The organism is Mycobacterium sp. NPDC006124, assembly GCF_040614235.1.
GTDB lineage: Bacteria > Actinomycetota > Actinomycetes > Mycobacteriales > Mycobacteriaceae > Mycobacterium.
The window spans coordinates 1-13948 of the sequence record NZ_JBEXUA010000020.1 but is presented as its reverse complement, the minus strand read 5'-3'; the positions used below and the strand labels follow the sequence as shown (position 1 = coordinate 13948).

The following is a 13948-nucleotide window of genomic DNA, read 5'->3' as shown; positions in this document are numbered from 1 at the left end:
ATCGCTCGGCCGTGGTGCGGACACAATGGGTGCGTTGCTCCTAGGATTCGTGCGCTCCGGGTGCCTCCGCGCGGCCCTCAGCGTTGGTCGAAGCCCTCCTCCAATCGGCGGGCTGCCGCCGCACTGACGGCGATCGCCTCGTGGGCGGCGGGGCTGAGACGTCGCTCGGCGAGGTGGGCGATGAGGATGCGGCGCTGCGGTGGCCGAGTCGCCAGCTTGATCGACCGCACGTCTGGTCGCGGGTTCATCACCGCCAGCCGCGGTGCGATCGCGACGCCGAGTTCGACTGCGACCATTGCCTGCACTTCGCCGTAGTCGTGGGCGAACACACTGGTGCGTGGGGTGAAGCCGCCTTGTTGGCAGAGCTTTTCGAGTGTTTGTGCCACCGGGTGGTCGTCGGCCCGCACCACCCACGCCTCGTCTCGCAGCTCGCCGATGCTGATGGAGTCCCGATCGGCGAGCCGGTGGTGCTCGGACACCAGCAGCATCGTCGGGTCGTTCATCAGGTGGTGGTAGGTCAACGTCGGATCGTCGATCCTGTTCCATTCGTAGTCCCACAGCAGGGATAGTTCGGTCTCACGCCGGCGCAACGAGTCGACCAGCCGAGAGAACCGGCCGCTGAGCACCGTCAGGTCCACCCCGGGGTGGCGGGTCTTGAACTCCTTGATCACCAGCGGCAAAAGCGACGAGCCGGCCGTCGGGAAGGTGCCGATCGCCAGGACTCCTGCACGCAACCCGCGAATCTCGGCCAGTTCGGCGTCCGCGGCCTGTAATTCGACCAGGATTCGCTCGGTGTGGCGGACCACCGCGCGTCCCGCCTCGGTGAGTACTACGCCCCGGGCATGGCGCTCGAGGAGCGGCTGCGCAGCCTCCTTCTCCAGCTTGGCAATCTGCTGCGATATCGCCGAGGTGGTGTAGCCGAGGGCGTCGGCGGCTGCGGTGATGGATCCATGGGCGGCGACCTCGCGGAGCGTGAACATGCGGTTGGTGTCCATAACGACCGTCCTCGCAGGGGTTAAGCAAGATTTAAGTGCACTGTACCAATTCGACATTTTCGTTAAGTCATGCCGTTTCTACTGTGATCTAGGAAATCATCAATGCAGCGTGTGACACCGAGCACCATGCCGTTTGCGCCCTCGCGGGATGGCAGCTCGCCTGTATGCGCCTCCGTCTTAGAACTGAGAGCACCGCATGACCTCTGTTGAAGTACTACCCCTGATCGCGTTGGTGGCGATGTTCGTCATCGCCACCTTCTTTCCAATCAACGTCGGGATCCTCGGCTTCATCGGCGCGTTCGCCGTCGGCGCCTTCATGCTTGGATACGACGACAAGGAGATCCTTTCCGCATTTCCCAGCTCGATCGTGCTGACCATCATCGGCGTCACGTACTTCTTCGGCATGGCCAAGAAGAACGGCACGATCGACCTGCTGGTCAACGCGTGCATCCGGGCGGTCCGCGGTCGCGTCACCCTGGTTCCGTGGGTGTTCTTCTTCTGCGGCTCGGCACTGACTGCGCTCGGAACCTTCAGCCCCGCCGCGGTGGCCCTGATCTCCCCGGCGGCCATGTCGTTCGCCGCACGAACCAAGATGAGCCCATTGGTCATGGGCATCATGACGATCAACGGCGCGCACGCCGGCGCGTTCTCCCCCATCTCGGTATCCGGCGTGCTGGTGTGCGACATCGTCGAATCCAATGGACTCGGCATCAGCCCGTGGACGCTCTTCTTCGCCAGCTACGGCGTCAACCTGCTGCTGTCGGTGCTCACCGTCATCGGGTACGCCGCCCTGGCGCGCACCCGCAACCTCGAGTTCAGCGCCACCGGTTCGGCCGTCACCGAGGAGCCGAACGCGACCGGCGGCGCGGGTTCCCAGGACCACGCGCCCACCGGCGGCGGCAGTGGCGCGGGCGGGACCGGGCTGCTGACCCGGCCCGTGCAGACCGAGGTCCTCCTCGACGCAGCGCCGACCCCGGTGACCCGCGTGCAAAAGCTGACCCTGGCCCTCATCGGAATCGTGCTGGTGCTGGTGCTGGTCTTCCACCTGCCGATCAGCTTCATCGCGATCGCCGCCGGTGCGGTCCTGGCCTTCACCGACCTGTCCAAGCAGAACGAGGCCATCGCCGGCATCAGTTGGTCCACGGTGCTGCTCGTCTCCGGCATGATCACCTACATCTCCGTGCTGCAGGAAGTCGGCACGATCGACCACCTCGCCGGTATGGCCATCACGCTCGGCGCGCCGCTGCTGGTCGCCGTGGTGCTCTGCTACGTCATCGGCGTCACCTCCGCGTTCGCCTCCTCCACCGCACTGATGGCCGCCGTGATCCCGATGGCCCTGCCCCTCTTGCACACCGGTGCCCTGCCGATCGTCGGAGTCGTTGCCGCACTTGCCATCTCGGCCACCGTGGTCGACGTCTCGCCGTTCTCGACCAACGGTGCACTGGTGCTGGCCAACGCCCAGGGCATCGCCCGGCCGCGGTTCTACCGACAGCTGCTGCTGAACTCCGGCATCGTCGTCGCGGTCGCGCCGGCCCTGTGCTGGGCGCTGCTGGTCGTCGTTCCCACGGTGCTCTGACCTTCCCGACTTAAGCAGCACTTAACCCCGGTCGCAGAATCTGCGATTGTCCTTCATCCCCTCCGCGGCCAAAGTGGACACACGCCACCATCCGCCGTGCAGAAAGGTCTCCCCTGACATGCTCACACTTCGCGCAACGTGGATGCGGGGCGGCACCAGCAAGTGCTGGCTGTTCAACGCCGTCGACGTCGACCCGCTCGTCGAACAGGCCGGCGGCATGGACCCGCTGCTCATCTCCGCCTTCGGCTCCGGGGATCCCCGGCAGCTCGACGGGGTCGGCGGTGGCAGTTCGACCACCTCCAAGGCCGCCGTCGTACGGCGCGCTTCCGCACCCGACGTCGACGTCGACTACTTGTTCGCCCAGGTCGCGATCGGTGACCGCCGCGTGGAGTGGGGCAGCAACTGCGGCAACTGCGCCACGGCGATCGGCCTCTACGCCCTGCAAACGGGACTCGTCGCCGTCGACGACGCGGTCACCACGGTGCGGATGCGAAACCAGAACACCGGCGCCGTCCTCACCGCCGAGATCGCCACACCCGGCGGCGCCATCCCCACCGAGGGCAACGCGCCCGTGCCGGGCACCACGGCCCTTGGGGTGCCCGTGGGACTCACCTTCACCGAGCTGTCCAGCGGTGTCGTGCTGCCGACCGGCAATCACGTCGACCGAGTGCGCGCCGCGGGTCGGTCGCACGCCGCCACGATGGTGACCACCGGCGCCCCCGCCGCGCTGTTCGACGCCGCCGATCTCGGCCTGACCGGAGCGGAGGACAACTCCGTCATCGCCGAGCAGGTCCCGCTCCTGATGTCCCTGCGGCGAGAGGCCTCGCTGCGGATGGGCTTGTCGAAGCCGGGCGACCCCATCAGCCATGCCATCCCCAAGGTCGGCATCGTCGGTGCGCCGCGCGACTACCTCACCACCGCCGGGGAGACCGTGCGTGCCGACGACTACGACGTGTCCGTGCGGATGCTGTCCATGCTGGCGCCGCATCCGGCCATCGGGCTGACCTCGGCGGTCGCCGTGGCGGCGGCGTCGACGGTCGCCGAGGGGACGGTCGCCCGGGCGCTACGCGGGGTGACGCCGGCGCTGTTGCGGCTGGGCACGCCGGCCGGGGTCCTCCAGGTCGACGTGAAGCGTGCGGCCGACGGCACGCTCGAATCAGCGACCTTGCACCGGGCCGCCCGACGGATCGCCATCGCCGAATTGTTCGTCGCCACCACGGCAGTGGCCGCCGCGCGTTCCTGACGCCGCGCCCTCCCCGCTACTACACGCGGTCCAGCGCACTCGCCTGCAATTGATGCCGCCGGCCGGGGGACCAGGCGTCGAAACACGAAGGGCCAGTGGCCTGTCGCCGAAGCGGGTGGGCGGTCTAGAAGAGGTCGACTTCCTCGGCGACGGTCGTCACCTGCTTGATGGGTCCGGTGAACCACTTCTTCACCGACACGTGCCAGCAGATGAACAGCAGGATCAGCACACCGCCGACGAGCAGCGGGGTGTAGTTGACGAACTTCCACTCGGTCGGAGGCCGCCGGGTCCGCGGTGCACCACCGTCGTGCCGCGGCGGTTTCCAGCACCAGACGCGTGTTGTAGAGGTCGCGGATGTCGGCGACGGCGAAATCGGCCACCTGGGTGCCCTTGTGCCGCTGATGTCGGACCAGTCCGAATCCCTCCAGGATTCGCAGGGCATCCCGCACGGTCCGGCGGGATACTTCGAACTGCGCCGCGATCGCCTCTTCGCGCAGGGGGGGCGCTACGTCCGATCGCACCCGTGATGATGGCCTGCCGAATCAGTTCGGCAACCTGCTCTCCGGTGGTCGACCTGCTGGGCAACCCATTCCGAACAGGTGGGTAGTCGGCTGCGACCCGGTCCTGAGCTGACCTCCTTCGCGGTGCGGTGCTCCTGTGGCAGCAACGCGATTCGCGCAGTACTGTAACCCAGATCAACGTCGTTGGTTAATTGGTCACCAATCTCTGACCTCGGCCGCACCGCAGGCGAATTCGCCTTGCTGCCACAGATCACCCTTCGCCTCCTGGCGTCGAATAGCTCGACGAAAATGGATGTAGAGGTCGTTCCGTCACCACTACCGCACCTCGTGAACCTGTGCCAGTGCAGCTTCTTGGGGTATCGACGCTTGTGGCGTAAGCATGAAATTGACTGTGGGACAGTTCTATTGGCGGCACCGACGCCGAGCGTCGGCCGCTCGTCGAGTTCGACGCACCCATGTTCTCTCTGGAAAACAACAGCTCGAGATCACCGACACCCGATCGAGCGGCGCTGCATGCTTCACCGTCTCCCACAGCGGGATACGTCGAACCAGGCCGTGAGCACCTTGGTCGAACCAACACCGCACGGAGCTCTCCCGGCACCCATCCTCGATGGCTACGCCCTTGCCTCGTAGACCTCGTTGCACCGGACGCTTCGGCTGACCTACGACGACGTGCGCCCGACTCGTGACGATTCCTGGCAGCTCCAGGCCGTTCGAACAAATCAGCCCCCCTCGAAAGGGGGGCTGAGCTGTGTGGCAGGTACAGGATTCGAACCTGTGTAGGCGTTAGCCGACGGATTTACAGTCCGTAGAACGCCTGGTCCGCGGGTGTCCCGCAGTCTCCTGGGTGTCGCCGACCTGCTGCAACGATGTCAGAACATGCCCTCCCATAGCGGTGCGTTTCGTGCGTGCTGTGACAACCTCGTGACAACTGAGCCGAGCGTCCAAGCGCCCTCTGGAACGCTTTCCAGGCTCGGAGCCGACCCACCCGCTACGAACCGCGGACCGTAGATTCCCCAAGTCTCGTTTCGCAGCGCTCAGTTTCGGACATGACACGGGCCAAAGCAACGCAAGGTCGTAGCCCTTGGCAGTGGTCCCCGGAGGACAAGGTCTTCGAGAGCCGTCCCCGTTCGACCTCCCAGCACCCTGGCAACACGATGACATTGGCCCCGGCGATCATCGGGATGATCACGAACAGTCCCGAGGCGATGTCATGGACGACCTTTGACACTCAGGTAGGCACGCACGGCGTAACCGGCGGCCGCCGCGCGCGGCGCGACCAGGAACAGCACGCCGAGGAAAATGATGGCGGCGATGAGGCCGGCGAGCATGTGTCCGACGGTGGTGGCGATGGACACATTTAAGAATCCTTATCTGATTGCTGCAGTGATGAATACGGGGTGGGGTCCAGTAGCAGCGACTGCACGTCGACGACGTCGCCGAGATCGAAGCCGTCCACGCGAGATCGCCCGTGAGCGCGTTCCGCAGGGCGTAGCACTCCAGTAACGCCCGGAGACTGAAGACCTCGCTGACTCGTTGTTGTCCGTTGCTCTGCACGACGGCGCCCCGATGCGGGTGAATCTCGACTAAGCCACGGTCACATGATGCTCGAAGCGCTCCTCGGGCTGTACCTCGTGAGATGTCGAACTCGGCGGCGAGCGTCTGCTCGGGCAAGGGTGTCCTCGGCGGGTGTTCGCCCCGTATCACTGCTACCGAAATGTGTTCGACTACGGGACTGGTCAATGATTGCGGTCTAGCCAGGCGCCGCCCGCGCGGCCGCGGACCCTCAACTGCAGCGGCGTCACGGCCAACGGAATCCGAGCTCCACCCGACGCAAGCTCCAGACTGGGCATGAATCCCAGCGACCTTCACTGGCACTCCATCCGCAGTGGTGAACGCCCGCGACGATTGAAGTGAATCTCCCAAAGCTACGCGTGATGACCCCGCGTTCCCGCCCACCAAGCGGAAGCGCGGCGACTCCAGTGAGCATTTTGTGCGCGTCGTAGACAATCGTTCGTCAACCGATTGTCCATCAATCTGTTGCGGGAACCATCCACATCGGTTACTTTCACTGAGTGACTGTGGTCGCCGACACAGAAGGGCCACTGTTCATCGGGCAATTGACCGTACGTCCCCGAAACCACCCGGCCCGGGAACGCGCGGTCGGATGCGGCACGTGCCGAACCGGGTCTAGGAGTACTCCCCTGGCGAGAGGAAGGGGACGTTGAGGTCACCCAGGCAGAACTGGCACAGGGATTTGCGCGCTCCTCGCCAACGCTGATCGCTCCCAACGCCGCGCGCACGACGGTCAAAGCACTCGCTACAAGTGCAGTTGAGTCAGACGGCAGCCGGAGTTCTGCTGTCTGACTTGGGGATCCGCTTCGAAGCCGAAGCGAGACAGAGAATTTCGTACCCGCATACGGGGATGAGACCGCTACTCGATGTTCAACTATTTTCTGCACAGATTGGGGCTACGCACATGTCACGTCAACACGCCTTCAGCCGCAAGGACTTTCTTCGGGGAAGTGTACTAACAGCTGGATTGTTGGCCGTCGGGGGCCCAATCCTGGCTGCCTGTGGTTCGAGCACATCAAACTCCACGCCGTCTCCGATGGGTTCTGCGGCCGACGAGCCAGGTGACCTCGGCGTCTACACCTATCGTGGCTTCGAGGCACCGGAGCTATGGGGTGAATATGCCGCGGCGTACCCGGGCAAGACGCCGACGTTCCAGTTCCTCGACTCCGATGCACAGGCATTTGCGAAGGTCCAGTCAGGCCTCAGGACCGATATCGTGCAGGCCTCGGTGGGTTATGCACTCGATTTCGAAAACGCAAAGTTGGTGCAGCCGTGGGACACTTCCGCGATCGCGAACTTCTCGCAACTCGATCCGGAGCTTCTGAAGTACGGCCAGATTGACGGCGCACAGGTCTCTATCCCTACCGACTTCGGCTTCAACGCACCGCTTTATCGCAACGACCGGGTCGAACCCACAGAGAATTCGTGGAGCCTGATCTTCGACGATCGATACAAGGGCCAGATAACTTGGTACGACGGTCCCGTTGACATGATGACGATTACCGGCATTTACCAGCGTGTGTCGGACCCGCTAAACATGAGCGCGGCTGAACTCGATGCAGCAAAGAAATTCTTGATCGAAAAGAAGAAGCTTGTCCGCAACATCACCTCGTCGCCGACAGACGTTCAGACCGATCTACAGCAGGGCAACATCGCCGTCGCTGCGGGAAATTCGTATGTGTACACCGCGCTCGCGGCCGCTGGTGCCAACGTCACATACATGCAGCCCAAGGAAGGCAGGCTCGCGTGGAGCGACGGATTCATGCTGACCTCGGGCTCGAGCAATCCGCGCCACGCCCACGACTTTGCAAGCGCATGGCTTAGCGCCCCTTCCGGCCAATACGAGCTTGATGTTCTCGGAATGGTCTCCCCAAATCGCAAGGTGAACTACGGCACGATGAGGCCTGACGTGCGGTCGCAGCTCGGGTTGGACAAGCCGGGTCCCTTCAGCCCGCCGGCGGCCTTCTTCATGGGGCACTGCCCCAAGCGCACGGAATACGGCCGGGCCTGGGATGAAGTCAAGGCGTCGTGATCAACCACCGGAAAGACGCCGCGGTCCGCGCCGGTCTCCTAATTACCCCCGCGAGTTGGCTAATCCTGCTCTTTGTCACTCCAATCATCCTTCTGGCCCTCTACAGCGTCGGTCTGATCCGCGTCTTCCCGGACGACCCCACCTTCAACGTCGAAGGATGGAGCGCCTTCTTCAACAGCTCCATCTACTTCCCGTTGCTGTGGAAGTCGATACGCACGGCGTTGATCGTCGGGGTAGTTGCCGTTTTGCTTGCCTACCCAGTCGCGTATGCACTTGCGATGCTGGCGGGGCGGCGGCGCTTCACGCTACTGCTGGTGGTGATGGTGCCCTTTTGGACCAGCTTCCTCCTTCGAGTGCTGGCATGGAAGGTCGTCCTGAGCGAAAACGGAGTCTTCAACTCATTTCTGGCCTATACCGGGATAAACGCGGACGGTCGGCCCATCCAGTTCATCTACAGTACGACGGCGGTCACAGTCGTATTGATCTATGTTTGGCTGCCATTCGTAGTCCTACCGATCTTCGTTTCGCTTACCTCGCTCGACCAACGCCTATTCGAGGCTGCAGCCGATCTGGGGGCGCGGCGACTGGTCACGTTTCGGACGATCACGCTGCCGCTGACGCTCCCCGGCGTAGTGGCAGGGTTCGCCTTCGCCTTCATCCCCGTCATCGGCGAGTACGTCACCCCCACGCTGGTGGGCGGGACGGGCGGATTCCTGTACGGCAACTCGGTTGCCGATGCGTTCGGCGCCGGGTTCGACTGGCAGACAGGGTCTGTTCTCGCAATAGCCCTCTTTGTCGCGGTCGCCTTGACGACCATGTTGTTCGTCCGTTCGCTCCGCTCAGGCGGCGCTTCGGTTGGGATGGTGCGATGAGTGACGTCACCTGCAGCCGCGGCGGCCGCAGAACCTTGTGGTCCTGGTTCTGGGTCGTGGTGTTCCTCTTGTACGCCCCGATCGCGGTTTTGGTGGTGTTCAGCTTCAACGACAATGCTGTGCCTGCCCTTCCGCTGACAGACGCCACGACCCGGTGGTACGCGGACGCGTTTTCCAATGGGCCGCTTCTGGACTCAATCTGGGCCAGCGTCATCACCGCCACGTGGACCGCAGTATTGAGTGTCGTCATCGGACTTAGCGCGGTGCTCGGTCTCCAACGGTGGGGCGGAAGTCGCGGAAAGGGCGCTTTGGCAACGCTATTCATGAGTCCTCTGGTCATGCCGTATGTGGTGCTGGGCGTCTCGCTGCTGATGCTGCTACGACTTCTCGGAGTGGAACGCTCTCTGGCCACGGTGATCCTCGGGCACGTTGTCCTGACGTTGCCATTCGTCGTGCTCATCCTGCAACCGCGTTTGGCACAGATCCCGGCCGCACTGCACGAGGCCTCGCGTGATTTGGGGGCCAGCGAGTTCATCACCTTCTGGAAAGTCACCGCGCCTCTCATGGCACCCGCGACGTTCTCCGCGCTGCTGGTTGCCTTCACTGTTTCGTTCGACGAATACGCCGTAGCGTCCTTCGTCGTTGGGGAACGGCCAACCTTTCCCGTCTACCTTTTCAGTCAGCTCAGGTTTCCTCAGCAGTTGCCGGAAGTGATGGCTGTCGCCGTGGCAGCCCTGGGCGCATCACTAGTAATCCTCGTCGTGGCCGAAACCGGCCGACGAATCGCCGAAAATAAAATTAGCCCGGAGTTGTCAGAGAAATGATCGAGTCGCAACCACACGCTAGCCAGGTGCAACTTCGCGGCGTTCAGATGCGCTACGGAGATGACGTCGTCGTGCAGAATCTCGACCTCACCATCGACGGCGGCGAGTTCTTCACCTTGCTTGGCCCTTCGGGATGTGGCAAAACCACGACACTGCGGATGGTGGCCGGCTTCGAATCCCCCTCTGCAGGAGAGATTCTCATTGGCGGGAACAACGTCGTTGGTGTGCCTCCCGAGCGTCGTCCCACGAACACGGTGTTCCAGCACTACGCGTTGTTCCCCCACCTCAGTGTGCTCGACAACGTTGCCTATGGTCTCCGTCGGAAGGGTATTAAGCCTCGCGAAGCTCGCAAGCAGGCGGGTACCGAGCTCGAGAGGGTGGGCTTGACATCACACATGTCGCGCAAACCTGGCCAACTGTCCGGCGGCCAGCAGCAGCGCGTGGCACTGGCACGAGCGCTGGTCAATTTGCCCAAGGTGTTGTTGCTCGACGAACCGCTCGGCGCACTCGATCTAAAGATGCGAAAGGCACTGCAATGGGAGCTGCGGAGCATTCAGCGCGACGTGGGGATCACGTTCGTCTACGTGACGCATGACCAAGAAGAGGCATTGACGATGTCTGACCGAATCGCAGTTATGCGCGACGGTCACTTCGAGCAGATCGGGACGCCACAGGATGTGTACGCGCGGCCTGAATCCTCCTTCGTCGCAAGTTTCGTCGGGGTCGCGAACCAACTGGACGCCGCCGTTGTGAAGCAGACCGGCAGCATCACCACGGTGCGCCTCGACATCGGAGCCGAGTTCGAGGTCGACACCAGGTTGCAGGTTCCCAGTAGCCGCTGCCGGGCTGTGCTCCGGCCAGAGGCCTTACACGTGCGGCCAGTCGGCACGCCAGTACCGAATGGATGGCTCGCGGTCGACGGAATCGCCAAGCAGGCTGCGTATTTGGGGACCGGTTCGAGCTTGGCGTTCGACGTGGACAACGGGCGCACCCAAATGACCGCACTGGTGGCCGGTGACACGGCACTGGTTCCCGCACCTGGAGATGCGCTCCAAGTTCAGTGGTGCGCCAAGGACGTCCACTTGGTTCCCAGCGTGGAGCCCACGCAGTGAGGGATGGGATCACCTGCATCTCCACGGCAGTCGTCGTGAATGCAACCGGTGCCATCGGCGACCGGACGCGAGTGGTCTCCCGCGGTTGCGTCATCACGCCGGAATCCTTGCCAAATGTCCGTGTATCGACAGACGCTTCATTGCCAATGGTTGCCTGAATAGTGCGTAATCACGCACTGCCTTCGATGATCGGTCGCACAGGCGACTGAACGAGCGTGTCTGACAGGACGTTTCGTCCATGGCGCACCCTCTACCAGAAGGCCACCGAAAGTCTCGCCGCCAACCACATGTGCACGTAAATCGGTCTGAACCGCCCACGACAAGACAGAAAGGCTCACATGAGTCGAACATCGACGGACAGACTCGCTGAGATTCGGCGGGTCTTCGAACGGCGCTACGAACAGCGTATTTTCGCCGAGCTCACTGACCAGGTCGTCCAGCACCACGACGAGAGACCCTCCGACATCATCGACGACGTCACCAATCGAGTGCTGCGCTTCCTGCGCAATGATGCGGTCGTCGGCAAGCACCTAATCTTCTCGTACGGTCCCGATGGCCCCTGGGCGATCGGCCGAGTGACGCTTGGCGCGCCCGGGAACTTCGCAATCGAGGACGCCAGATACGACTCCGTGGACGACGCGGCGAGAGCAGTGTTCCACGCACGCCGTCGGGACTTTCTCGAACGTGTCCACACGCGCAAGACGTCTTCATCCAAGACCGAAAATGAGGGACGATGAACGGTAAGAGCAGCCTTCAGCAGAAGATCTACGGCTACACGGATCGCTTCTCGGCACGCGTGGGAGAGTCCCTGTCCCTGCACGTCAGCTGCCGTGACAGCGATGTCTACGATGTCGCCGTGGTTCGCCTGCACCACGGGTGGGAAGGCTCGAAGGGCCCAGGCTTCATCGAGACGTTGGTGCCGAGCGACATCGACGGGCAGTACCCCGGCACCCACTACCGATGCGTTCCGGGTTCCTTCGTCGAGATCCCTGACCGTGGTGAACTTCTGGCCAGTCCACTGGGCCTGGAGATCTCTGTTGCCGTCTACCCCACGTTGCGAGGAGGTGACCAAGAGAGCTCGGTGGGTGCCTACAACATCAGCAATGCGTCGAATACGCTGACTGAAGCTTCGCAGGCGATCATGGGCAACCTAGATACCGAGAATTTGCGAGGATGGGCACTTAGCCTGGACGACGGTCGGCCAACCTTTACCTACGCCGCAGGCGGGGCTCTTCAGACCGTCGCGATGAACCGACAGCTCCAGAATCACCACTGGTATCAGCTGGTCTTGAAAGTGCCCACGCAGGCCGGGGAGATATCCTTCGAGTGCACTCCCCTCAAAAGCCCTACAGATCTGCACGTCGCCGCGGCCTCCGGCGCCGAACCGGAGTCCGTACGCGCACATACGGATGCAAGCTTCTCACCAAGCAGCTCGGCGTTCCGGATCGGCGCTCTGGCGGCGCCTGCCGAAGGTCGATGGGTCGCGACGGCGAGTTTCAACGGCAAGATCGGAGCGCTCTCGGTAGATCGCGCTACCTCCGAAGGCCACGAGCAGGTTGCGCGTTGGCACTTTGGCCGCAGTGACAGGCCCGATGGTCTACTGCTGACCCACGTTGTTGACGAATCCGTCAACGAGCTTCACGGCACATGTGTGAACAGCCCCGTGCGTGCTGTCACCGGTCCTGGGCACAACGGCATCGTTCGCGATTTCAGGCAGTCGCCGGACGAGTACGACGCCATCATGTTTCATGACGACGACATCACCGACGCCGACTGGCCAGCTGCGCTGATCTTCAGTGTGCCCGAGACGATGGACAGTGGCGTCTACGCATTCCGACTCACCGTCGATGGCGTGGACCACCACGTCCCCTTCTTCGTGGGCCCGAACCCGTCTCGTCGGCGCGACGTGGCGGTATTGTTCCCGACCGGAACCTACCTCGCCTACGCGAACGACAGTGTCTCCTTCCAAGCGGACGCGATGGAGAACCTGCTCGGCCACACTCCGGTTGTGCACATTGAAGACCTTTCGCTGCAAGAAACCCCGGAGTTTGGCCGCTCCTTGTACGAGGCCCACAACGACGGATACGGCGTTGTGCTGTCCAGCAGTCGCCGGCCGATCGTCACGATGCAGCCGCGCTACTGCTACCCGTTTTCCATCGACGCACCGTGGACGCTCGCGTCAGACCTCTTCCTCGTCCACTGGTTGGAAACGATCGGTTGCGAGTTCGATGCCATCACTGACGAAGTGCTCGACCGCGAAGGCTCCGAGTTGCTCGACCAGTACAGCGTGGTAATCACCGGCAGCCATCCCGAATACGTCAGTCGCAAGGAGCTGGACGCGCTGGAGGCCTTCACGGCCGGCGGCGGTCGTCTGATGTACCTGGGAGGCAACGGATTCTTCGCCACCGCATCCTTCGACCCCGAGAGCTCGCACGTCGTTGAGGTGCGTCGTGCGTCCGGCGGCACCCGACCGCACCAGACACCCTTCGCCGAACAACATCACGCGAATTCCGGAGAAGCAGCGGGGCTATGGCGGGATAAGGGCAAGGCTCCCGACCGATTGGTCGGCGTAGGCATGTCTTCGCAAGGTTTCGACCATTCGACCTACTACGAGCGGTTGGAGGACAGCTTCGATCCGCGCGCTGAGTTCATCTTCGAGGGCATCGGCGAATCTGAGCGGATCGGCGATTTCGGCATTGCCGGCGGCGGCGCCGCCGGATGCGAAGTCGACTTCTACAACCCGGCTTTGGGATCTCCCCCTGACACGCTCCTGCTGGCCACCTCGGGAGGATTCACCGATGCCTATCAATTGGTCGTCGAGGAGATCTTCGAAATGGTTGCGGGGATCGGCGGCAGCGAGCATCCGTCCGTGCGGTCAGACATCGTCTACGGCGCTCTCCGAGGAGGGGGTGGCTTCTTCGCCGTGGGGTCGATTGCTTGGTCTGCGGCCCTTTCGCACAACAAGTACGAAAACAATGTCGCCAGATTGACGGAGAACGTGCTGCGACGGTTCCGGGACTCCGAGCCACTGAAGTAGTCAAGGTTGTCGATCAACACACCAAGCAGGTGACGGGGAGGGCTATGACAATCGGTCATAGCCCTCGGTTGCGTCCAGCAGAGTGGTGTACGAGCCGGGCCGAATCTCGAGCCCCGGCGTGTCGTAGCCGATCGAATGAAGGTCATCGCGTGATTCTTCGA

10 protein-coding genes, 1 tRNA gene and 1 pseudogene are annotated in these 13948 nt (G+C 63.0%); 8 read left to right on the top strand and 4 right to left on the bottom strand.

The features are described 5' to 3' along the window. Positions 1-77: 77 nt before the first annotated feature. Positions 78-995 (bottom strand): LysR substrate-binding domain-containing protein, encoded by a 918-nt coding sequence (locus ABZ195_RS26335; protein ID WP_355222841.1) that lies wholly within the window; start codon positions 993-995, stop codon positions 78-80. A gap of 196 nt (positions 996-1191) precedes the next feature. Between ABZ195_RS26335 and ABZ195_RS26330 the strand changes: the two genes are divergently transcribed. Both ABZ195_RS26330 and ABZ195_RS26325 read left to right on the top strand, forming a co-directional pair. Further along, entirely contained in the window at positions 1192-2571 is a 1380-nt protein-coding gene (locus ABZ195_RS26330; protein ID WP_355222840.1) for an SLC13 family permease, read from the top strand. A 118-nt stretch (positions 2572-2689) separates the two neighbouring features. After that, complete coding sequence (locus tag ABZ195_RS26325) at positions 2690-3814, top strand: PrpF domain-containing protein (protein WP_355222839.1); 1125 nt, start codon at positions 2690-2692, stop codon at positions 3812-3814. Positions 3815-5089: 1275 nt separating this feature from the next. Here the strand turns inward: ABZ195_RS26325 and ABZ195_RS26320 are convergent. From ABZ195_RS26320 to ABZ195_RS26310, 3 genes and pseudogenes are all read right to left on the bottom strand, one after another. Continuing rightward, a tRNA-Tyr gene (locus tag ABZ195_RS26320) sits at positions 5090-5170 on the bottom strand. Between the two features lie 376 nt (positions 5171-5546). Next, a complete protein-coding gene (locus ABZ195_RS26315; RefSeq protein WP_355222888.1) occupies positions 5547-5693 on the bottom strand; it encodes a hypothetical protein in 147 nt (48 codons plus the stop codon). A gap of 208 nt (positions 5694-5901) precedes the next feature. Next, a pseudogene (locus ABZ195_RS26310) lies at positions 5902-6207 on the bottom strand (GntR family transcriptional regulator); the annotation flags it as partial. Between the two features lie 739 nt (positions 6208-6946). Between ABZ195_RS26310 and ABZ195_RS26305 the strand changes: the two are divergent. The 6 genes from ABZ195_RS26305 to ABZ195_RS26280 all read left to right on the top strand — a co-directional run bounded on the left by ABZ195_RS26305 (position 6947) and on the right by ABZ195_RS26280 (position 13787). Continuing rightward, complete coding sequence (locus tag ABZ195_RS26305) at positions 6947-7942, top strand: extracellular solute-binding protein (protein WP_355222838.1); 996 nt, start codon at positions 6947-6949, stop codon at positions 7940-7942. Continuing rightward, positions 7939-8814, top strand: a complete 876-nt coding sequence (locus tag ABZ195_RS26300; protein WP_355222837.1) for an ABC transporter permease — start codon at positions 7939-7941, stop codon at positions 8812-8814. Before ABZ195_RS26305 ends, ABZ195_RS26300 begins: the two co-directional genes overlap by 4 nt. Further along, positions 8811-9638, top strand: coding sequence for an ABC transporter permease (locus tag ABZ195_RS26295; RefSeq protein ID WP_355222836.1), 828 nt, complete (start codon positions 8811-8813; stop codon positions 9636-9638). Before ABZ195_RS26300 ends, ABZ195_RS26295 begins: the two co-directional genes overlap by 4 nt. Then, entirely contained in the window at positions 9635-10750 is a 1116-nt protein-coding gene (locus tag ABZ195_RS26290) for an ABC transporter ATP-binding protein (RefSeq protein ID WP_355222835.1), read from the top strand. Before ABZ195_RS26295 ends, ABZ195_RS26290 begins: the two co-directional genes overlap by 4 nt. A 338-nt stretch (positions 10751-11088) precedes the next feature. After that, positions 11089-11487: a hypothetical protein gene (locus ABZ195_RS26285; protein ID WP_355222834.1), complete on the top strand. Its 399-nt coding sequence runs from the start codon at positions 11089-11091 to the stop codon at positions 11485-11487. After that, positions 11484-13787 carry a N,N-dimethylformamidase beta subunit family domain-containing protein gene (locus tag ABZ195_RS26280; RefSeq protein WP_355222833.1) on the top strand — a complete coding sequence of 768 codons (2304 nt, stop codon included), beginning with the start codon at positions 11484-11486 and terminating at the stop codon, positions 13785-13787. The genes ABZ195_RS26285 and ABZ195_RS26280 overlap by 4 nt, the downstream gene beginning before the upstream one ends. Positions 13788-13948: the final 161 nt, after the last annotated feature.

Excerpts from the sequence above, each read along its gene's own strand:
- ABZ195_RS26335 (WP_355222841.1), bottom strand. The coding sequence starts at position 995 with ATGGACACCAACCGCATGTTCACGCTCCGCGAGGTCGCCGCCCATGGA.
- ABZ195_RS26330 (WP_355222840.1), top strand. The coding sequence starts at position 1,192 with ATGACCTCTGTTGAAGTACTACCCCTGATCGCGTTGGTGGCGATGTTC.
- ABZ195_RS26325 (WP_355222839.1), top strand. The coding sequence starts at position 2,690 with ATGCTCACACTTCGCGCAACGTGGATGCGGGGCGGCACCAGCAAGTGC.
- ABZ195_RS26305 (WP_355222838.1), top strand. The coding sequence starts at position 6,947 with ATGGGTTCTGCGGCCGACGAGCCAGGTGACCTCGGCGTCTACACCTAT.
- ABZ195_RS26295 (WP_355222836.1), top strand. The coding sequence starts at position 8,811 with ATGAGTGACGTCACCTGCAGCCGCGGCGGCCGCAGAACCTTGTGGTCC.
- ABZ195_RS26290 (WP_355222835.1), top strand. The coding sequence starts at position 9,635 with ATGATCGAGTCGCAACCACACGCTAGCCAGGTGCAACTTCGCGGCGTT.
- ABZ195_RS26285 (WP_355222834.1), top strand. The coding sequence starts at position 11,089 with ATGAGTCGAACATCGACGGACAGACTCGCTGAGATTCGGCGGGTCTTC.
- ABZ195_RS26280 (WP_355222833.1), top strand. The coding sequence starts at position 11,484 with ATGAACGGTAAGAGCAGCCTTCAGCAGAAGATCTACGGCTACACGGAT.